Here is a 20,452-nt window from a genome sequence, read left to right on the forward strand (position 1 = left end):
AAACGAATACTGGCAATTGTCGTGTTAGTTTAAAGCCAAAAGCTTCCTAATGATGCCATTAGCCCAAAATAATTCTAAGGCTCAAACATCTTTGTTCCATAGTTCCGCAAAGTGTGGTACATCATAACAAATTGAAGTGTTAATTATGAAAGAACAAAGAGAAAAATTACTGGTATTAGGTTTAACCTTTATAGCAGTAAAAGGTGTTTTTGGCCAGGGCAATGGCAGTGCCGGAATCAATGAGGCTACACAGATGGTCACCTCTTATTTTGAACCGGCTACCCAGTTAATTTATGCTATTGGTGCGGTAGTCGGATTGATTGGAGGCGTCAAGGTTTATAACAAGTTCAGCAGTGGAGATCCTGACACCAGTAAAACGGCTGCCAGCTGGTTTGGAGCATGTATATTCCTGATTGTAGCTGCTACTATCCTGCGTTCATTCTTCCTTTAAAAATCTTGGATTATGAATACGTATCATATCAATAAAGGAATAGGACGGACGGTAGAATTTAAAGGGTTGAAGGCACAGTACCTATTTATTTTCGCAGGAGGGTTGTTAGGGATACTGATCTGCACGATGATCATGTATATTGCCGGCGCCAATACTTATTTGTGCCTGGTTATAGGGGCTGCCTGTAGTGGTCTTTTGATCTGGAAGACTTTCGCCTTGAATAGAAAATACGGAGAGCATGGTCTGATGAAGAAGGGAGCACAAAAAAAGCATCCCAGGTATATCATTAGCCGCAAATGCATATACGGCTATCTGCACACTAACCGTAAAAAAACTTCAACATGAGAAATTTCTCCAAAACGGCAACGTTGGAGAGTAAATTTCCACTGCTTGCTATAGAAAACAATTGCATTATTTCAAAAGATGCGGACATCACGGTTTGTTTTAAGGTCAAACTTCCAGAATTATTTACGATTGCCTCGGCTGAGTATGAAGCCATTCATTCAGCATGGTTCAAGGCGATTAAAACGCTTCCTGACTATACCGTCGTTCATAAACAGGACTGGTTTATCAAGGAAAATTATAATCCTGACCTTTCGAGAGAAGGTCAAAGCTTTCTCTCAAAATCTTTTGAAAGGCATTTCAATGAAAGACCTTTTTTAAATCATTATTGTTATCTGTTCATTACGAAGACCTCCAAGGAAAGAATACGGATGCAGAGTAATTTTTCATCTTTGTGTAAAGGTAAACTGATTCCGAAGGAGATTAAGGACAAAGAGGTAATCAGCCGTTTTCTGGAGGCTGTCGATCAGCTTGAGCGGATTATGAATGATAGTGGTTATATCCATTTGGAGAGAATGACCGAGGATGAAATTTCAGGTACTGTAGAAAAATCAGGACTCCTGGAACAGTATCTCACTTTATCTCGTGAAACCCATCCTTCATTGCAGGACATTAAGCTGGGTCCGGAAGAAATGCGGATCGGCAACAACCGTCTCAGTATGCATACCTTATCGGATACCGATGATTTACCAGGTACCGTTTCATCACACAGCAGATATGAAAAGCTAAGTACAGACCGTAGTGATTGTTTACTGTCTTTTGCATCTCCGGTAGGGCTTTTATTAAGCTGCAATCATCTATATAATCAATATTTGTTTATTGACAACAGTGATGAAAACTTGTCTAAGTTTGAAAAATCTGCAAGGAATATGCATTCCCTGGCAAGGTACAGCAGAGCTAATCAGATCAATAAGGAATGGATTGAAAAGTATCTGAATGAAGCACATTCTTTTGGTTTACAATCGATACGTGCCCACTTTAATGTAATGTCCTGGTCTGACAATCCTGCCGAGTTAAAACAGTTGAAGAATGATACAGGAAGTGCCTTAGCTTTGATGGAATGTAAGCCCCGTCACAATACAACAGATACAGCCACTCTGTACTGGGCAGGAATTCCCGGAAATGCAGGTGATTTTCCGAGTGAGGAAAGTTTCTATACATTTATTGAGCCAGCGCTTTGCTTCTTTACTGAAGAAACGAACTATCAGGATTCTCCTTCTCCTTTCGGAATCAAGATGGCCGACCGTCTAACAGGGAAACCAATTCACCTGGATATTTCCGATCTTCCCATGAAACAGGGAATTATTACGAACAGGAACAAGTTTATCCTTGGGCCTTCAGGAAGCGGTAAATCCTTTTTCACGAACCATATGGTCAGGCAGTATTATGAGCAAGGGGCTCATGTTCTGCTTGTCGATACAGGAAACTCTTATCAGGGATTGTGTGAACTGATCAAAGGTAAGACAAAAGGCGAGGATGGAGTGTATTTCACTTATACAGAGGACAATCCAATTGCATTTAATCCATTTTATACTGATGATGGAGTTTTTGATATCGAAAAACGTGAAAGTATTAAAACACTGATTCTCACTTTATGGAAAAGAGATGATGAACCGCCTACACGATCAGAAGAAGTCGCATTGTCCAATGCGGTAAGCGGCTATATAGAAATGATTAAGACGAGCGAGCAGCATCCCTCATTTAATGGATTCTATGATTATGTCAAGGAGGATTATCAAAAAGTGTTGGAGCAGAAAAAGGTCAGGGAAAAAGACTTTGATATTGCCAACTTTCTCAATGTATTGGAGCCTTACTATCGGGGTGGGGAATATGATTACCTGCTCAATTCAGAAAAGCAGCTGGATCTGCTATCCAAGCGTTTTATTGTTTTTGAAATCGATGCCATTAAAGATCATAAGATTCTGTTTCCCATTGTGACCATTATCATTATGGAAGTCTTTATCAATAAGATGAGAAGACTAAAAGGAATTAGAAAACTGATCCTTATTGAAGAAGCCTGGAAGGCGATTGCCAAAGAGGGAATGGCAGAGTATATCAAATACCTGTTCAAGACTGTCAGAAAATTCTTTGGAGAAGCCATTGTAGTGACTCAGGAGGTCGATGATATTATTCATTCACCTATTGTGAAGGAAAGCATCATTAATAATTCAGACTGTAAGATCCTGCTGGATCAGCGTAAATACATGAATAAGTTCGATGACATCCAGGCAATGCTCGGACTAACGGATAAAGAAAAATCTCAGGTATTATCTATCAATATGAACAATGATCCGAAACGACTGTACAAAGAGGTTTGGATCGGATTGGGGGGAACGCACTCTGCAGTCTATGCTACTGAAGTGTCTACTGAGGAATACCTTGCGTATACCACCGAAGAGACGGAAAAGATGGAAGTAATGAATCTTGCATCAGAACTTGATGGTAATGTAGAGCATGCCATCAAGAGGATTTCTCTAAAGAGAATCAAATCAATCAAAGACAATTAATCAACACCTATTTACACCCATGAAAAATTTAATCATTAAAACAGTAGTGATAGCATTCTTCGCTACCTTCGCCTTTGCTAAAGCACAATTTGTCGTTACCGATCCCGCTAATCTTGCATCAGGTATTTTAAACTCTGCCAATGAAATTGTGCAGACTTCATCAACGGTATCGAACGTAGTAAAAAGCTTTAATGAAGTCAAGAAAGTTTACGAACAAGGTAAGGAGTATTATGACAAGCTGAAAGCTATCAATAATTTGGTAAAAGATGCCAGAAAAGTACAGCAGACTGTTTTGCTCGTAGGAGATGTTTCCGAGATGTATGTCAATAATTTCGGTAAAATGCTCAATGACCCGAATTTTAATGCACAGGAATTATCTTCCATTGCCAATGGGTATTCTGCGTTACTCACTGAAAGCACTGAGCTGCTTAAAGAACTGAAGGAAATTATTACCTCTAATGGTCTTTCTTTAAATGATAAAGAAAGAATGGATGTCATTGATCGGGTTTACAAAGAGGTCAAGGAATATCATAATCTTGTCAGATACTATACCAACAAAAATATTTCAGTGAGCTATTTGAGAGCTAAAAAGCAGAACAATACCAAAAGAGTATTGGATTTGTACGGAACCTCTAACCAAAAATACTGGTAATATGGAGCCTACGAATTTACATGAGGTTCTACGATCAGTATATGAGGAAATGATGCCTCTGTGTGCTGATATGGCAGCCGTAGCAAAAGGAGTTGCGGGTTTAGGAGCCTTGTTTTATGTAGCCATCAAAGTTTGGCAGGCCTTAAGCCGTGCTGAGCCCATTGATCTGTTTCCGATGCTCAGACCATTTGCCATAGGGATCTGCATCATGTTTTTTTCAACATTGGTGCTCGGAAGTATCAATGGTGTTTTAAGCCCTATTGTTCAGGGAAGTCATTCGATGTTGGAAGGTCAGGTTTTGGATTTAAATGAATTACAAGAGAAAAAAGATCTTCTGGAGAAAGAAGCCATGCTTAGAAATCCGGAGATGGCTTATCTGATCTCCAATGAAGAGTTTGATAAAAAGCTGGAAGAGCTTGGATGGTCACCTTCTGATCTGGTCACCATGTCCGGTATGTATATCGAAAGAGAAATGTTTACCATCAAGAAAGACATACGGGACGGCTTCAGAGAGTTTCTGGAGATTCTTTTTCAGGCTGCCGCGTTGGTCATTGATACGATACGGACATTTTTTCTGATTGTACTTTCCATATTAGGCCCCATTGCTTTTGCACTTTCAGTCTGGGATGGTTTTCAGACCACTTTAATCCAATGGCTGACAAGGTACATCAGTGTGTATCTCTGGCTTCCTGTTGCTGATATTTTCAGTTCAATACTGGCCAAAATACAGTCACTCATTTTAGAACGGGATATTGAAATGCTGGCCGATCCCAGCTTTATTCCAGACACTTCCAATACGGTTTACATCATTTATATGGTGATCGGAATTATAGGATACTTTACCGTACCTACGGTTACCGGATGGGTTATACAAGCTGGAGGAGGAGGAAACTTTATGCGCAATGTCAATCAGACCGCGTCAAAGTCAGGAAATATTGCGGGAGCAGCCGCAGGCTCAGCAACAGGTAATATTTCAGGAAGATTATTAAAATAAAATACAATACTATGGAATTTAAATCATTAAAGAATATTGAGAGTAGCTTTAAGCAGATCCGGTTATTTACGCTGGTATTTACCGTGCTTTGTTTTGGAGTTGTAGGAGTGGTTGTATTTAAATCATATCAGTTTGCCGAAGAGCAGCGCCAGAAGATTTATGTGTTGGATAATGGTAAATCTCTGATGGTGGCACTTTCTCAGGATATGTCCATCAACAGGCCTGTTGAAGCCAGAGAGCATGTCAGAAGATTTCACGAACTGTTTTTTACGGTGGCACCTGATAAAAATGCTATTGAAAGCAATGTGAAAAGAGCATTCAATCTTGCTGATCAATCTGCATTTAATTACTATAAAGACCTTCAGGAAAAAGGATATTATAACCGGATCATTTCCGGGAATATTCAGCAGAGAGTAGAGGTAGACAGCTTAGCTGCAGACTTTGACAGTTATCCTTATACCGTAAAAACCTACGCAAGACAATTTATCATCAGGTCAAGCAACCTTACCATAAGAAGTCTGATTACAAACTGCTCATTGGTTAATTCAGTAAGGTCTGACAGCAATCCTCAGGGATTTACCATTGAGAAATTCAACGTCCTTGAAAATAAAGATATTGAAACTGTAGAACGCTAAAAGCCCTCTTATGAAAAGAATAACAGATAAAATAGAATATTACGCTTTGAAAGCTGATAACCGTTGGAAAATTCTTCCTTTTAAGCGACAAAGATTATTAACCAAGCTTTTTTTCGCAGGATATGCTTTGCTCACTTTACTGGTAATTGTTAGCATCTGCATGTCGACAAGTCAGAGGAATAATGAAATATCGATCAATCATATTGATGGAATTTCTAAAAAAACTCAAACGAAGGATACCATACAAGCTGATAAGACTAACTTATTAATTAAGAAATAAAAGGATGAAAGATTCTGAAAAAATAAAAATTACAGAAAATGAGCTAACCAAGAATGATAATGGGATAGGAGATCATCCCAAAGCGAAGTGGGAGCAGCTTAAAAAGCCAATGATCTATTGTTTAATGGCTTTATTATGTGCGATTTGTTTGTATCTGATTTTTAAACCAAAAAAGAGCAATACGATTGTTGCAGAGGAAGGCCTTAATGCTGCCATTCCCCAGGCAAAAGACGGTCAACTGCAGTCTGACAAGCAGAAAGCTTATGAGCAACAACTTTTGGAACAGAAAACTGAAGAAAAGAGAAATGCTCTTACTGCATTATCTGATTATTGGACAGATGAAAGTGAAGTTAATCAAAATGCCGGATCATCCTTATCAATAAGTAAATCAACTGATTTATCTCGTTCAGAACAGAATGCGGTCAACAGTTATCGAAATGCGCAACAGGCCTTAGGTTCTTTCTATCAGCAGGATAGTCAGGAAGTCAATGATCTGAGAAAGGAAATTTCCAGATTAAAGAAGGATGCGATACAGAATAATTCTGTTCCTGCAGACCTCGGAATCAACGATCAGTTGGAACTGATGGAAAAATCCTACCAGATGGCGGCAAAATACCTTCCTTCTGCTTCGAAAGAAGAGACTATACCAACGGAAAAAGAAGAAACAAAGCCATCGAATGACAAGAAGGTTAAGATTACTCCAGTGAAAGCTGCGCATCCCGTAATAGTTTCATCTTTGTATAGAGAATTTGACAGTGCTTTTATTCCAGCATTGAATCATAAGAGATTTTTTGATGTACAAAGTGATAGAAAAATATCAATTCAATCTAAGAATGTGATAAAGGGAATTGTTTCTGAAACCAAAACATTAGTGGATGAAAGTACTTTATCAATCATGCTTTCAGAAGCTATGCAGTTGGAGCGGATAGAAATTCCTTCAGGCGCACTGCTCATTGCCACAAGCAAATTTCAAGGAGGCAGGCTTCAGCTGAAAATAAGTTCAATTGGATATGATGGCAGTATTTATCCTGTGGAAATTAGTGTTTATGATAACGATGGTCAGCCAGGACTGAATGTTCCTTATTCACCTGAACAAAATGCAGTCAATGACATTGTAGCGAATATGAGTCAGACTTCAGGAACGAATATTATGATGACCCAATCAGCCGGGCAGCAGATTGCGTCGGACTTAAGCAGGGGAGTTATACAGGGAGTGTCCGGTTATTTTCAGAAAAAAGTCAGACAGCAGAAGGTAACGGTAAAAGCAGGTCATCAGATTTTACTTGTGCCAAAGAATAACTAATTAAATCAATAAAACATGAACACACTAAAGAGTTATTATATTTTAGGAATTCTACTGCTGCTTATCATAAGCAGCAGGTCATTTGCTCAGGATTCCACTACTTCTTATCTTCCTTTAGAAGAGGCACGGTTAATACCGTTCAGAATGGAGGTGACCTATAATAAAACATCACATCTCTTATTTCCATCACCCATTCGATATGTTGATCTTGGAAGCGATCTCTTGGTTGCTAATAAGGCAGAACCTATTGGAAATGTTCTGCGGGTTAAGTCGGCGGTAAGAGATTTCGAAGAAGAAACCAATTTTTCAGTCATTACTGAAGACGGTAAATTTTATAGTTTCGATGCATTCTATAGTCCTTATCCGACAGTACTCAGTTATGATTTATTAAAACTGCAGAGAGATACGGAGCGACAATATTCAACAGATGTTTTATTTGAAGATCTTAAAGGAAGCTCATCTACGCTGACAGATCTTATTATGGAAAATCTTTACCAGAAACACAAGAGAACTATTAAGCATATTGTTTCCAAAAGTTATGGAATTCAATTCTCAGTCAGATCATTGCATGTCAATGATAACAAGTTTTATTTCACCTTGGAGATTGAAAACTCCAGTAATGTGGCATATACGATCGAATGGGTTAACTTCAGGATTGTTGAAAAGAAGAACTTAAAACGTACGGTTTGTCAGGACAAGGTATTAGAACCCATTCGTATGTATTTTCCTACGATGACGGCTTCCGATCATTCGAACATCTTAGGAATTTATCTATTGGATCAGTTTACGCTTCTAAAAGATCAGATTTTGGAAATCGAAATTTTGGAAAAGAACGGGGGAAGACATCATAAAGTACGGCTTAAAAATAAAGATCTGATTCATGCAAGGCTGATAAGAGATTACAAAAAGATCAAATAAAATGAATAAAATGTTTTTACCCACAATTTTTATGCTTGCCGGTAATATTTTACTTTTTGGATTTACGATTGTGTCGGAAATGAAAAGAGACAGAATTTCTGTTTGATAATAAAAATTAATGAGTGTAGAGGTCAGTATTTTGGCCTCTTTTTCTTTTTTTAGCACATTAAAGTCACGAAAAATAGTTATTGCGAATATTATTGATATTCAATAGATTTGAATACGATCTGATTCAAAATAGAATGAAGGGATCATCAATAAAAACTAAAACCAAATTATATTATGGAAAAGAAAGCTTCCTTAATCAATTGTCATGCTCATATTTTTACGGGTGATCATGTTCCTCCCTACTTAGCCAAAACATTTGTTCCATGGCCTTTGTATTATATTTTGTCTCTATCAATAATTGTTAGGGGATTTAGATTCTACTTTGACACTCTCGAGAAATACAGGTTTAAACCAAGATACAAGCGCATTGAAGCCTTATTATATCATATCAGGATTCAGGCTAGCAGAACGGTAGTAGGAAAAATAGCAGCTATTTTACTGGGAGTAGTTTTAGCAATAAATGTATTTTATATTATTTATAATTGGATTGGTTTAATAGGCTTTGCGCCTTCAATTTTAGGTAAAGAGCTACTTAAGATAAGGTCTTTCTTGGAATCTTATCATCTAGTACAAAATTTCCAATCATTTTATATCCAGATAATATTGGTTCTTATTTTTTTGATACTTTTTAAAAGTGGTAGAAATTTTATTTTTTTCATCCTAAAAAAAATATATGCTTTTTTAGGAATTCTTCCTGGAAGGCAGACTAAAGAACTTTTGGAGAGGTATTTAAATATAGGAAGGTATGCTTTTCATAGACAGCAAAGTTCTACCTATATGGATCTTCGAGATCAATACCCTAAAAATACCGGATTTGTTATCCTTCCAATGGATATGGAGTATATGGAAGCTGGAAAGTTAAAAAAAGGAGGCGGTTATCTTGATCAGATGGCAGAACTTGTTAAGCTAAAACAAAATAAAGAGTTTTCAGATTTTATTTTTCCTTTTGTTTTTGCAGATCCAAGACGTTTAGAAGAACAGGATAATTATTTTAACTATGAGATTAGAAATAACCATGTTGAACTATTGGATTGTCGTGTAAAAGAATATATTATGGATCATCATTTTAGTGGATTTAAGATTTATCCTGCTTTAGGATATTATCCATTTGATGAAAAGCTACTGCCCTTATGGAAATATGCTGCAGATAATAATTTACCTATCATGACCCACTGTATAAAGGGGACAATTTTTTACAGAGGAACTAAAAAGAAGGAGTGGGATAGACATCCTATTTTTCAGCAAAATATCGGAAGTGAATTGTATGAGCCACTTTTGTTGAAACAAACTAAGAATATTGATTTTATAAATAATTTCACACATCCGCTAAACTATTTATGTTTGCTGGATGAAACACTGCTGAGAAAAGTGGTGAAGGATGCAAAAGATCCTAAAATTCGCGAGTTATTTGGATATACTAATGAAGAAACTGAGCTCGCCAGTAATTTAAGCAAACTAAAGATTTGTTTTGCACATTATGGTGGAGATGATGAATGGAAGCGGTTTCTCGAAATGGAACGCTATGATTTCAGTAAACAGATCATTACACATCCTGATAGAGGGATTAAGTTTTTTCCAGAGAAAAATGAAAAACCAACTCCTGGAAAAATGGAACAATTATGGAAATATGTTGATTGGTATTCCCTTATTTCAAGTATGATGTTACAGTATGAAAACGTTTATGCAGATATCAGCTATATTGTACATAGTGATGAAATCCATCCTTTACTGAAACACTCATTAAAGAATGTAAAGCTTAAGGATAAAATACTTTTTGGTACCGATTTTTATGTTGTGAGAAATCATAAAACTGAAAAATATATGTTAGCGGAATGTTATCATAACCTTGGTGATGTGGAGCTAGATACGATTGCCTATATTAATCCTAAACGTTTTTTGTTTAACAATATTCATGGTGATATTAAAATTTAGAAAGCGGGAGTTCAATTTCCATTTTTAATAGAAGGAATATAATGACATCAATTGGAATTTATTGACTATAAGAAATAGTCCACTACAAACTGAAATGTTTTTGATATATATTCAAAATGTTATCAAATGTATTACGTAACATCTATGCAAAAAGATGGACACGATTATTCTCGTGTCCATCTTTTTGCAAAAAAATCGATAATTTTAAAATTATCGATTTTTCAGTGAGGATAGGGTTATAATTTTCCTTCATCAGCAAATGATAAATAATCCTCTGAGGTCAAAATACAATGATCCAGCAAGTTTATATTTAACAGTTGGGCTGCCTCCTTTATTTTTTGTGTAATATTGATGTCCTCACGTGAAGGTGTCAGGTTTCCGGACGGGTGGTTGTGAGCTATTATAAATGATACTGCATTGCATAATAAGGCTCCCTGCATTATTATTCTGATATCAACAAGGGAAGAGGTAATTCCAGATTCTGAAATTTTTTGTATTCCTAATACCTTATTAGCCTGATTCATATACATTGAATAAAATGACTCTCTGTAATCGATCTGATCTGCATCAAAATGCTCCCGAAAAATATCTGTAGCATCTTGAGAGTTCAATACTTCTTTTTCAGTATTTCCTTTTCTGGTGTAAATCAATCTGATCTCATTTACGATATTGTATTTCATTGTTATTGCCCTGAGTACGGCAGAGTCTTATATTTCCCGTACTTAATTTAATCTGTATTTTATTGAAAACATAATTGAACTATTCCATAACTTTTTTAGGTCATAAGCTTTTCAATATTTCCTCTTCCCATTACTTTTCAAGCCATCTCAGGTTTTAATCAATATTTTTCAAAAGAAAACCGGAAAAAAGAAAGCAGATATGAAGTGTTGTCAATAGTATCAAACAAAAGGAAACGGAATAATTGGAGGGTACCTTTAGGGAGGAGTCCGTTTATGCCGTAGTCTTTTGGTGGTATAAGCGATGGCTGACAGCAATACCTTAGCTGCCTTTTTACCGGTTGATTATGAAAAATTTTTATAGATTTTTTAACTTGAATTTTGCATTTAGGAATTATTTATTTGGCATATTATCATTTGTATATACATTGTAAATACGCTATGATTAGGCATTTACTCCATAGAATTTTAATAACAATATTTACAAATAATAGAAATGAGTAATGTATTGGAAAATTACTTATCCTCAACAGGACCATTATCAGCTGAGAAAATCAGTTTTTCTTTAACGTTTTTCCAATTTAACGGGTTTACGCGTCGAAACAGTTATACGTACTATTAAAAAAATGGCAGCGGATAGTATTCTTAAGCTAGATGGACGACGGATTTTGTATTGATCATTGAGAAAAAGTCTTCTCTATAATAATAAAGAAAGGCGATGAATAATATATTGTAATTGACGTCTTTTTCGAAAGAAATTATCTGTGAATATATAACAGCTATCTGGCTAGTACTAATAGTGATAATGAATATTTAGTAAAAGTATCATATGCATTTATTGTTCCTTCTTATTTTAATTGAATTCTTTAATTTTATAAAGCCTCGTCGAGACTTTATAGTACCGGTATTAATATTATTCAACAGTATAATTGAATATAAATATGTTTTTCTCAAATAATAACCACTAAAACTTGAGTCAAAATGAATTTACCACTATTTACATCTAATTTTCCAATCGCAGTGCATCCTGAATTGGATGTGCTTACACTGATCCTACGCCTTGTTCTTGTAGATATTCTAATTGAGAAAGTCTTCTTCATTAGGTAATGTTGTTTTTTGCTTATGCCATTCAGGTTAAACTATTCAATATTAAGGATATAGTTCTCGATATATTAGAAATCTAGCAAAATCATCTCTTAAAGAAGCACTTTACAGCGATCTTAGAGTTTGTGATATTGTTTGGATGAATGCTAATGATCCAGCAATTAACTATCCAATGACTGTTAATTCCAATTATCCTTTACCGCAATGGTCAAACTATTTTGGAGTTGGAAGAAGCCCTCGTTTACATTGTGGAGGGTGAAAATATAATAGCGTAGAAGCTAGATTTAAAGGTACCGAACGAGCAAGCTGTCAGCCGGGTTGGGTAGATAGTTATAAATTATTTGAAATCGTTCGATTATGAAGACTATTTGCTATCTTCTAGGTGTAGTGATTGTAGTTTATATTATACAATCCTGTACCATATGCAAAAAACAGATCTCGAAAAAATAAAAAAATTGCATAATATCCGGCTTGGGGATGAAAGAATTTAAAATATTTGCAGAAAAGAAATTATAAATTTTACTGTCCCGAATTAGCTTAATAATATCTATACTATTAATTAATACCCCAATTATTGCTTATATCATTGTTTGACAAATAACTGAGTTTATCTTGGTTTAGGTAGACTCAGTTGCTTTGATGGGGGTATATTGCCTTTAACAAACGAAGTAGAAACCTATTACTAATTTATAAAGTCAAAAGCTACGGGTTATAAATTGTATTTGATTACTCACATTGGTTTCGTTGACTGCAGTATATTTACAAGATTTAGCGTTTGATAGTAAAGAATTTAGTTGGTTTTTTTATTCAATTTAATGGGTTTGAATGGTTTAATATTGTATTCTCAATTGACGATTTTATTCTAAAATGTTTATAGCAAACTCGAACACGAAAGATTAATGTATAGTATAAGCTCATTAATTAAAAAGGCTGTCCATAGGACAGCCTAGTAAAACAAAAAGAATGTGAGTAAATTGCTTTGGTTCTACCTTTTCACCCTTATTCCAAGACCAAATTTTGGGTTGCTCGTTTTTTGACCTTTTTCATCATGATAATAGATTTGATAGGTTTCAAAAACAGCTTTCTCCTTTGGAATTTTTGCGTATGCATTATCTCCGGAGTTGTTCACCAGCTTCAGGAAATCATATGCCTTGATTGATTGGGCAGCTTCAAATGTCTGCTTATCAACGGAAGGCTTCTGAAGAATATAGTGGACAACAGTGTTGCCCTTTAAAAATAACAACATCGCTGTATTATCGCTTTCCCAACTGTAGTCGTAGTTTTGTGGAATTTTAATGCTAAGCGCTTTCTCAGTCATTTCTTTAGGGTTTATTGCCATTTGGACGACTAATGTATCCCAGTCGAAACAGTTTACTTCATCTCGAACGTTTATTATTTCACCTATTTTATTATTTGTATTAATTTTAGGAGAAAGTTTTTGTTCAAGCTTTGTTAAGCATTCCGTGTTGGTTTGTGCATGGCATGAAAATGTAAGAGATGCTAATAGTATTAGAATCAAAAAATTTAGCCTTTTTATTCTCATTTTATGGGTGGGTTTGTATTTGTCCGCTTGCTACTGCTGCATTAAAGTCATTGATGAACTGTTGCATGTTGTTGTCAGGATTTCCGTGCTGGGAAAACCAATTGAACCCCCAATCATTATTATGCAGATCCATTGTATTATCGTTTCCTGGATTTACGGTTTCATGTAGGGTGTGAAATTCTTTAGCTTTATCCAACCCGATATCTGCTGCATCCATTGCTGACCACATCGCATGTCTTAATGCATCATAGACGTTGTCAACCTGTCCTTTTCCATATTGAGCTGCTAAGGCTGCATTATGTCGCATCTTATCACGGTCTGCCCCTGATGTGTTTAAAAGTAGCCATAGGATTTCTCTGGCTGTAGGGGTTTCTAGAATTCCATCTGCCTCACTTGGGTTACTGCCATCTGAATCACCGCCTCCATCGGGAGGAAACGGGTCATCACCATCACCCCCATAAGGAGGATCATCATCATCCCACGTTGGAGGGTTACCATCATCGTTTCCACCGGGATCATTTCCCCCACCATCATCTCCTCCGGGAACAGTAATAATGACTTCCGGAATTTCATGTTCGCTCTGTCCGCCTTCAAGACCTCCCTTGAAGGCATACAATTCATTTTCTGTCAACAGTTCCAATGTACTGTTGAGCTCGAGTACTTTCGAGTTTCTCATGTATTTAAATTTTAAAAAGGTTATTAGTTTTGGTCAATAAGCCGGCCCTTACCGTCAGTCTGAATAGGGGCAATAATACTATCAATGCAGTTTTCTTTTTTGCGGTGAGACCATGAGAAAACTTTAATGTATTTGTCCCAGTTTTTATACATTTTTTGTAGAATTGATTCATGATTATGGGGAACAAGGATAGGAGCCTTATAAAGTTCATAAGCCTTTCTCGGAAAGTAATCGGTAATTGGTACCTCATACCCGTCTGAAGTCATATATAAATTTTCTTCTTTGTGAAAAAGCGGCCAGATGTCCACAAAAGGAAATGTGTAATCATAACCTTCCTTGTATTCACCATCTTTATAGAAAAATTTGTAATATTCAGATCCTGTTTTATGCCAGATACGCTTTGTGTATCTGATAATATTGTCATTTTCCACTGCACGCAGTAGATGCTCAATTTCATTCTCATCCATGCATAAGTCTATATCATCATCCCATGGCATAATATCATCATGTCTTATGATCCCCAGAAGCGTTCCTGCATGAGCAAAAAGACTCAAATCAAGTTCCTTTGCTTTTTCACCAAGGTATTTGAGTATTTCTACTGCCTGTTCTTTATGTCTTTCTTCCCATAGATTAATCTGCTGTATTTTCTCAATAAAAAACGATCCTCTGCCTTTATAGATAGGGCAGTTCACTTCATCATATTCAAACCAGCCGGTATCAATCACAAGTGTTTTTAAAGAGTTGTTAAAGGAACACTCCAGTATTTCTTCATCGATTGGCTGTTTAATACTTTTTAAACAATCCATCGATGTGATTTTTTCTCCATTGATAATGTAGATATAACTGCCCCAATAATAGCCCAGTCTGCTGGGGAATATCTCGTTTCTGGGGATGGTATCCTCTTGCAATTTATTGTATGGAATGATTAGATCCCATTCATTTTCAAGTGAATCGATGTCGGTACAGAGTTCTTCGTAGGTATGCTTTAGTTTAACATCATTCTCAATAATAATACAGGGTGCTGTTATGTCATTTTTTAAAATATACTCCCAAATAAAAATGTGGGCGGTGTAATTCTTAATGTCTGTCGGAGACATTTCAAACCCATATTTATCTTTGTGGAAATTTTGATCATAAGGTGATTCCGTTATATTGGAACTGATTTCAACTGTCTCATTGCCGCTGGTAAAGTACACGGCTCCTTCTTTAATTTGAAATATCATGTATTAGTTTTGTTTTTTGTAAGGCTTTTGCAGTAAGGTAATCAATGGGAAGTGTTATTTTTATATTTTCCTCATTGCCTTCAATAAGTTTTATAGTATGTGCGTTAAATTCAACCACTGTGGCATCATCAAAAAAAGTTGACTGATAGGGAGTCTGATAAGCCCTTTTTATAATTTCAGACTTGAAGACCTGGGGTGTTTGAACAACTTTAAAATCGCTGCGGTTCATGCTCCGGTTATTTTTACCATCTGTTATTCTTATAGTAGGAATCATAGCCACAACGGGAACAACAGCATCATGTTCAATTACTTCTGAGAAAGCGCGCTCAATTACCGTTTCACTTACGAATGGCCTGACACCATCGTGAATTCCGATATAGCATTCATGATCGGTAATGGTGTCAATTGCATTTTTTACGGAATGAAACCTTTCCCTGCCTCCGATGACAATCTTAATGGGCTTGAGATAATAGTATTGCTGGCATAAAGTGTCCCACATTTCCAAATGAGAGTTATTAAGAACCAGGATTATGTCAAAGATAAGAGTGGGGTGGTTTAAGAAGGTATCGATGGTATGGATTAGAATTGGTTTACCATCAAGGAGAAGGAACTGTTTTGCGTTTTCAGCGCCCATTCTGTTACCCTCACCAGCTGCCACAATTATAATGTATTTCTTCGTTCTCATCAATCGTTTCATTTAACTGATGTCAAAACTAGAACATAAAAATTGCACGGGTGTGAATGGATTGTGAACATTCTATTAATTGTTGAGTTATGGTTTTTTTTATATTCTTAGAGGTTATTATTTTGCAAAAAAAACTAATGATCAAAAGCTTTCCGCACGAAAGGCAGTATGATAAAATGGATTGTGGTCCAACATGTCTGAGGATAATAGCCCAACATTACGGAAGATATTATTCGTTACAATTTCTGAGGGATTTATGCAGCATAACAAAGGAGGGAGTCTCTCTGGCTGACCTGATATATGCCTGCGAAAAAATCGGAATCAAGTCCCACGCAGTACGTTGTACTTTTCAGGAATTAAAATCACAGGTTCATCTACCCGCGATTCTTCACTGGGGTGAAAGTCATTTTGTTGTTATCTATCGAATTAAGGGAGATAAGATTTATATATCGGATCCGGCAAGGGGGAAGGTTGTGTACAGGCTGGATGAATTTCAAAGGAAATGGAAAAAAGACAATGAAAAGGGAATTGCCCTTTTGATTGAACCTGCCCATAATTTTAAAACTGTCCATATTGAAGAAGTCATTGAGCAGAGGAATACGCTGTTCGATTTCCTCAGGTATTTTTCAAACTACAAAAAAATACTGTTTTTATTACTTGTAGTAATGACTATAATTACGGGATTGAATTTATTTCTTCCGTTTATCTCCAGATCTGTAATCGATATCGGAGTGAACAAAAGGGATTTACAGTTTATTAAGATGATCCTTATTGCTAATCTGGCGCTTATTATCTGTTCTTTTTTTTCAACGATTATACGGGACTGGATCATCCTGCAGGTTTCAAACAGAGTAAGCGTTAATATTATTTCAGATTATCTATCGAAGCTTTTAAAACTGCCTTTCAGTTTTTTTGAGAATAAACATCCGGGAGACATTCTGCAACGGGCCCATGACCATGAAAGAATAAGAAGTTTTATTATGGGAAATTCTTTGAATATTATTTTTTCTCTTTTATCATTTTCTGCTTTCATTTTTGTTCTTGTGATTTACAGCATTCCCGTTTTCCTCATTTTCACAGCGGGTACTGCAATTTATCTTACCTATATATTTCTTTTTTTTAAAGCCAGAAAACAGGTTGATATGAATTATTTTGCTTTAATGGGCAAGGACCAGGGATTCTGGATTGAAACGATTAATAATATTCAGGAAATTAAGATCAATAACTATGAGGTTTCCAGAAAACTGAAATGGGACGAGATACAGGCCAAAATCTTTAAGCAAAATCTTCAGATGCAATCCATTACGAACAGACAGAACGTGGGAGCGCAGGTTATTGATAATCTTAAAAATGTATCAATTACTTTTTATTGTGCAGTGCTTGTGATTAATGCTAAAATGACCCTTGGAGAGCTTTTGTCCATTCAAATGATACTGGGAATGTTGAATGGTCCGATTCAGCAACTGGTTCAGTTTTTTCTGGGTTTCCAGATGGCGAAATTAAGCTTTAGTCGAATTCGCGAGATCAAGAGTTTGCCCGAAGAAGATAATTATGAAAATAACAGCTTTACGCTGCCTTCCTCGGGAACCTTAAAGTTTTCAAATGTTTACTTTCAGTATTCTGCCCGCCAGCCATACGTATTACAGAATCTAAATTTTGTCATCCCCGAAGGAAAGACTACTGCTTTTGTGGGAGACAGCGGTAGTGGCAAATCTACAATACTAAAGCTTTTACTGCGATTATATGAGCCTTCGGCCGGTGATATTACAGTGGGTGAGATGAATTATAAGAACATAAGCATTTCTAACTGGAGAGATCAATGTGGGAGTGTTTTCCAGAACGGTAAGATATTTAATGATACTGTATTAAATAATATTGTCCTCAACACAAATAATATTGATTATAAATTGCTAAAAGATGTCGTTGCTATTGCAAACATGACACAAGAGATTGAGAATATGCCTTTGGGGTACAAAACTAAAATAGGTGAAAACGGAAGGGGGATAAGTGGTGGACAAAAGCAGAGAATACTTATCGCAAGAGCTTTATACCGAAATCCGAAATATATATTTCTGGACGAGGCGACCAATGCACTTGATTCAATCAATGAAAAAAATATTGTTCATTCTCTTTCCGGAGTATTCGTTAATAAAACGGTTGTAATTGTTGCCCATCGTTTAAGTACCATTATGGACGCAGATCAGATTATCGTAATGAAAGACGGTAGGATTATAGAAAGAGGAAATCACATGACCCTTATGAATCAAAAGGGACATTATTATAAGCTTTTTGAAAGTCAAATAAATGTTTTAAATGGAACCGAGAAATTACATACAGAGACCACCACAGCCTAATTCGGAGGAAATTACTTTTCTAGTTTCACGAATACCGAGTAATATCAGTATACGGATTTTTGTTTTGATTAGTTTACTTCTATTAGTACTTATCAGCGCCTTATTTGCGATAAAATATCCAGATTCTTATAAAGGGTCTGTCACGATCGTGGCAGATAATCCATCCATATCTCTTGTGGCCAATCATCAGGGGCCGGTAGTTATTTTGAAAAAAGACCACGAAGCTGTTAATAAAGGAGATATTGTCGCTTATATTGAAAATGAAGCCTCTTTTCAGGAAATGTTAGCGTTGGAAAAAACAATGCTAAATTTTAATGCGGATACAGATTTTGCTTCATTTTACCAGGCACTTCCTAAAATAGTTCATGTTGGAGAGATCAATAACAACTATTTTACTTTCGTTAATGCCTTACAGCAATATGTCCTTTTTTCTAAAAACGACCTTTATGATAAACAGCAGAAGCTTTTAGACAATCTTGCAAGTAAACAGGAGAAGCAGCTGCACTTACAGAAGGACAGGGTTAAAATGATCAACAAGAACGACAAATTGGAGTACAATAAGCTTACAAGAGATTCCGTGCTTAGGGATGCCCAGATCATTAGCCAGCAGCAATTCGAAGATACAGAGCAAAACTATCTCAACGCACTCCAATATAATAATACGACTAAACAGGAGATTCATAAACTGGATCAGGAAATTCTAAGTACAAAAAATAAAAGCACAGAAGCACGGATCCTGAAAACGGAAAAAGAGGAAAAACTTATCTCCGACTTATACAATAGCTATAATGATCTTATTAATAAAATCAGGGCTTGGAAAAGAGCTTTTTTGATTATTGCACCTGTTGGTGGAAAGGTACAATTTTTAAGTTTTCTTAAAAATAATCAATATATAAATCATCAGGATCCCATCTTTGCGATTGTTCCCGCATCCAATAAAGTCAATGGCCAGATGCTTATCTCAGATTTCGGATTGGGTAAAATTAAACAAAGCCAGGATGTACTGATAAGACTCAATAATTTTCCTCATGAAGAATACGGAGTCATAAAAGCAAAGGTGATAAAAGTTTCGTTTTTGGGAAACACTGTTAAAACGGTAAACGGTGATGAAAAGAAGTATATGGTAGACTTGGCGATCACAGCTGCTGGCGGTACGATTCTTTCGGATGGAGTAGTCGGAGAAGGAGAGATTTTGACTGACAACAAAAGACTTTATGAAAGGGTTCTCGAAAAAGTTATTCTGAACTTCTAAAAATAATGATAAATGATTAAAATGAATCTGCTATCGATGTTTATCTTATAAAAGTATGAGGTAGAGTCATTAGGATCTTATTGTACATTCCAATGAGATTCACCTAGCAACGCAATTTTTATGAACTGCCGGAACAACCGTACGTACGCGGTTAAATTCCGCATATTTAGCCTTGTTGCTTATTTTAGAATTAATAAGAATAGCGTTTCTTCTTCAAATACTGTAGTTCCATTTTTAAGGACTCCTAATTTTTTACCCCCGCAGTACACTAAGATCAATGCCGGCTTCCAGTTGTACTTCGTAATTGACTTCGTAAATTCCTGGCTTAGGGGCTGTGTACACTCCGGCGTTCAAAAGTGATGCAACGCCTGTTTTTTCCAATTGGTTAGCGTTTGTTTCTCACACTTAAGATGTACCCTTATATCTGAAGCTGTAAGAAATATACGATCAAAAAATATAAGCTCGGTAAAGAAATAGATGATGATAAAGTAGCTAAAATCCTTCTCAGGCTGATGATATTTGATACGCGCGTTGAGGTGCTGGATGAGTTGAACGCATATGTGAAAAGTGTAATTCCGGAAGCAAATATTGGCTTTGAGAATCTGGATCATGAATGGCTATCGTATACAACACTAGGTCGTGCCGATCTGATTAAATTTGAACTATGGCTCAAAGCACATCAAAATATAAATGAAATTGAAGTGTAAATACTTAATTGGTAAATATTGAAAGTTTACGATACCTAAAACTTGTCGCAACAGAAGTCGATGGTATTTTATTTTTGATTTTCCTGTTGAATAATTTATTTATATCTAT

The 20,452-nt window shown here is 36.0% G+C and carries 18 protein-coding genes; 13 read left to right on the forward strand and 5 right to left on the reverse strand.

Annotated elements, in window-relative coordinates; genetic code table 11:
• The first annotated feature begins 145 nt into the window (after positions 1-145).
• The 10 genes from A1704_RS00105 (at position 146) to A1704_RS00150 (ending at position 10,122) form a co-directional block, all read left to right on the forward strand.
• Positions 146-451, forward strand: coding sequence for a DUF4134 domain-containing protein (locus A1704_RS00105; RefSeq protein WP_062669292.1), 306 nt, complete (start codon positions 146-148; stop codon positions 449-451).
• 12 nt (positions 452-463) lie between these two features.
• Positions 464-796 (forward strand): DUF4133 domain-containing protein, encoded by a 333-nt coding sequence (locus A1704_RS00110; protein ID WP_062669294.1) that lies wholly within the window; start codon positions 464-466, stop codon positions 794-796.
• Positions 793-3,300: a TraG family conjugative transposon ATPase gene (locus A1704_RS00115; RefSeq protein WP_062669295.1), complete on the forward strand. Its 2,508-nt coding sequence runs from the start codon at positions 793-795 to the stop codon at positions 3,298-3,300. Before A1704_RS00110 ends, A1704_RS00115 begins: the two co-directional genes overlap by 4 nt.
• Positions 3,301-3,319: 19 nt before the next feature.
• Positions 3,320-3,952, forward strand: a complete 633-nt coding sequence (locus tag A1704_RS00120) for a DUF4141 domain-containing protein (RefSeq protein ID WP_062669296.1) — start codon at positions 3,320-3,322, stop codon at positions 3,950-3,952.
• Between the two features lies 1 nt (position 3,953).
• Positions 3,954-4,946 (forward strand): conjugative transposon protein TraJ, encoded by a 993-nt coding sequence (traJ, locus tag A1704_RS00125; RefSeq protein ID WP_062669297.1) that lies wholly within the window; start codon positions 3,954-3,956, stop codon positions 4,944-4,946.
• An 11-nt stretch (positions 4,947-4,957) separates the two neighbouring features.
• A complete protein-coding gene (gene traK / locus A1704_RS00130) occupies positions 4,958-5,581 on the forward strand; it encodes a conjugative transposon protein TraK (RefSeq protein ID WP_062669298.1) in 624 nt (207 codons plus the stop codon).
• Between the two features lie 10 nt (positions 5,582-5,591).
• The gene (locus A1704_RS00135) at positions 5,592-5,861 is read left to right on the forward strand and encodes a hypothetical protein (protein ID WP_062669299.1); all 270 of its coding nucleotides are present in this window, start codon (positions 5,592-5,594) and stop codon (positions 5,859-5,861) included.
• A gap of 4 nt (positions 5,862-5,865) precedes the next feature.
• Complete coding sequence (traM, locus tag A1704_RS00140; RefSeq protein WP_062669300.1) at positions 5,866-7,164, forward strand: conjugative transposon protein TraM; 1,299 nt, start codon at positions 5,866-5,868, stop codon at positions 7,162-7,164.
• A gap of 15 nt (positions 7,165-7,179) precedes the next feature.
• Positions 7,180-8,082 carry a conjugative transposon protein TraN gene (gene traN, locus A1704_RS00145; protein WP_062669302.1) on the forward strand — a complete coding sequence of 301 codons (903 nt, stop codon included), beginning with the start codon at positions 7,180-7,182 and terminating at the stop codon, positions 8,080-8,082.
• 282 nt (positions 8,083-8,364) lie between these two features.
• Positions 8,365-10,122, forward strand: coding sequence for an amidohydrolase family protein (locus A1704_RS00150; RefSeq protein ID WP_062669304.1), 1,758 nt, complete (start codon positions 8,365-8,367; stop codon positions 10,120-10,122).
• A 236-nt stretch (positions 10,123-10,358) separates the two neighbouring features.
• Here the strand turns inward: A1704_RS00150 and A1704_RS00155 are convergent, their stop codons facing one another.
• The 5 genes from A1704_RS00155 to A1704_RS00175 form a co-directional block, all read right to left on the reverse strand.
• The gene (locus tag A1704_RS00155; protein ID WP_062669306.1) at positions 10,359-10,802 is read right to left on the reverse strand and encodes a JAB domain-containing protein; all 444 of its coding nucleotides are present in this window, start codon (positions 10,800-10,802) and stop codon (positions 10,359-10,361) included.
• Between the two features lie 2,086 nt (positions 10,803-12,888).
• Complete coding sequence (locus tag A1704_RS00160) at positions 12,889-13,422, reverse strand: hypothetical protein (RefSeq protein WP_131797457.1); 534 nt, start codon at positions 13,420-13,422, stop codon at positions 12,889-12,891.
• A 25-nt stretch (positions 13,423-13,447) separates the two neighbouring features.
• The gene (locus A1704_RS00165) at positions 13,448-14,122 is read right to left on the reverse strand and encodes a DUF6973 domain-containing protein (RefSeq protein WP_062669310.1); all 675 of its coding nucleotides are present in this window, start codon (positions 14,120-14,122) and stop codon (positions 13,448-13,450) included.
• A gap of 23 nt (positions 14,123-14,145) precedes the next feature.
• On the reverse strand, positions 14,146-15,345 hold the full coding sequence (locus A1704_RS00170) for a LicD family protein (protein ID WP_062669312.1): 1,200 nt from the start codon (positions 15,343-15,345) through the stop codon (positions 14,146-14,148).
• Complete coding sequence (locus tag A1704_RS00175) at positions 15,329-16,030, reverse strand: 2-C-methyl-D-erythritol 4-phosphate cytidylyltransferase (protein WP_065119527.1); 702 nt, start codon at positions 16,028-16,030, stop codon at positions 15,329-15,331. Before A1704_RS00175 ends, A1704_RS00170 begins: the two co-directional genes overlap by 17 nt.
• A 137-nt stretch (positions 16,031-16,167) precedes the next feature.
• Between A1704_RS00175 and A1704_RS00180 the strand changes: the two genes are divergently transcribed.
• From A1704_RS00180 to A1704_RS00190, 3 genes are all read left to right on the forward strand, one after another.
• Positions 16,168-18,384, forward strand: a complete 2,217-nt coding sequence (locus tag A1704_RS00180; RefSeq protein ID WP_062669316.1) for a peptidase domain-containing ABC transporter — start codon at positions 16,168-16,170, stop codon at positions 18,382-18,384.
• On the forward strand, positions 18,344-19,636 hold the full coding sequence (locus tag A1704_RS00185; protein WP_082798670.1) for an HlyD family efflux transporter periplasmic adaptor subunit: 1,293 nt from the start codon (positions 18,344-18,346) through the stop codon (positions 19,634-19,636). Before A1704_RS00180 ends, A1704_RS00185 begins: the two co-directional genes overlap by 41 nt.
• A 512-nt stretch (positions 19,637-20,148) precedes the next feature.
• Entirely contained in the window at positions 20,149-20,343 is a 195-nt protein-coding gene (locus A1704_RS00190; protein WP_062669320.1) for a hypothetical protein, read from the forward strand.
• Positions 20,344-20,452: the final 109 nt, after the last annotated feature.

This window comes from Chryseobacterium cucumeris (assembly GCF_001593385.1).
Taxonomy (GTDB): domain Bacteria; phylum Bacteroidota; class Bacteroidia; order Flavobacteriales; family Weeksellaceae; genus Chryseobacterium; species Chryseobacterium cucumeris.

Coding starts and splice junctions, on each gene's coding strand:
- A1704_RS00105 (WP_062669292.1), top strand. CDS start 146: ATGAAAGAACAAAGAGAAAAATTACTGGTATTAGGTTTAACCTTTATA.
- A1704_RS00110 (WP_062669294.1), top strand. CDS start 464: ATGAATACGTATCATATCAATAAAGGAATAGGACGGACGGTAGAATTT.
- A1704_RS00115 (WP_062669295.1), top strand. CDS start 793: ATGAGAAATTTCTCCAAAACGGCAACGTTGGAGAGTAAATTTCCACTG.
- A1704_RS00120 (WP_062669296.1), top strand. CDS start 3,320: ATGAAAAATTTAATCATTAAAACAGTAGTGATAGCATTCTTCGCTACC.
- traJ (WP_062669297.1), top strand. CDS start 3,954: ATGGAGCCTACGAATTTACATGAGGTTCTACGATCAGTATATGAGGAA.
- traK (WP_062669298.1), top strand. CDS start 4,958: ATGGAATTTAAATCATTAAAGAATATTGAGAGTAGCTTTAAGCAGATC.
- A1704_RS00135 (WP_062669299.1), top strand. CDS start 5,592: ATGAAAAGAATAACAGATAAAATAGAATATTACGCTTTGAAAGCTGAT.
- traM (WP_062669300.1), top strand. CDS start 5,866: ATGAAAGATTCTGAAAAAATAAAAATTACAGAAAATGAGCTAACCAAG.
- traN (WP_062669302.1), top strand. CDS start 7,180: ATGAACACACTAAAGAGTTATTATATTTTAGGAATTCTACTGCTGCTT.
- A1704_RS00150 (WP_062669304.1), top strand. CDS start 8,365: ATGGAAAAGAAAGCTTCCTTAATCAATTGTCATGCTCATATTTTTACG.
- A1704_RS00155 (WP_062669306.1), bottom strand. CDS start 10,802: ATGAAATACAATATCGTAAATGAGATCAGATTGATTTACACCAGAAAA.
- A1704_RS00165 (WP_062669310.1), bottom strand. CDS start 14,122: ATGAGAAACTCGAAAGTACTCGAGCTCAACAGTACATTGGAACTGTTG.
- A1704_RS00170 (WP_062669312.1), bottom strand. CDS start 15,345: ATGATATTTCAAATTAAAGAAGGAGCCGTGTACTTTACCAGCGGCAAT.
- A1704_RS00175 (WP_065119527.1), bottom strand. CDS start 16,030: ATGAGAACGAAGAAATACATTATAATTGTGGCAGCTGGTGAGGGTAAC.
- A1704_RS00180 (WP_062669316.1), top strand. CDS start 16,168: ATGATCAAAAGCTTTCCGCACGAAAGGCAGTATGATAAAATGGATTGT.
- A1704_RS00185 (WP_082798670.1), top strand. CDS start 18,344: ATGGAACCGAGAAATTACATACAGAGACCACCACAGCCTAATTCGGAG.
- A1704_RS00190 (WP_062669320.1), top strand. CDS start 20,149: ATGATATTTGATACGCGCGTTGAGGTGCTGGATGAGTTGAACGCATAT.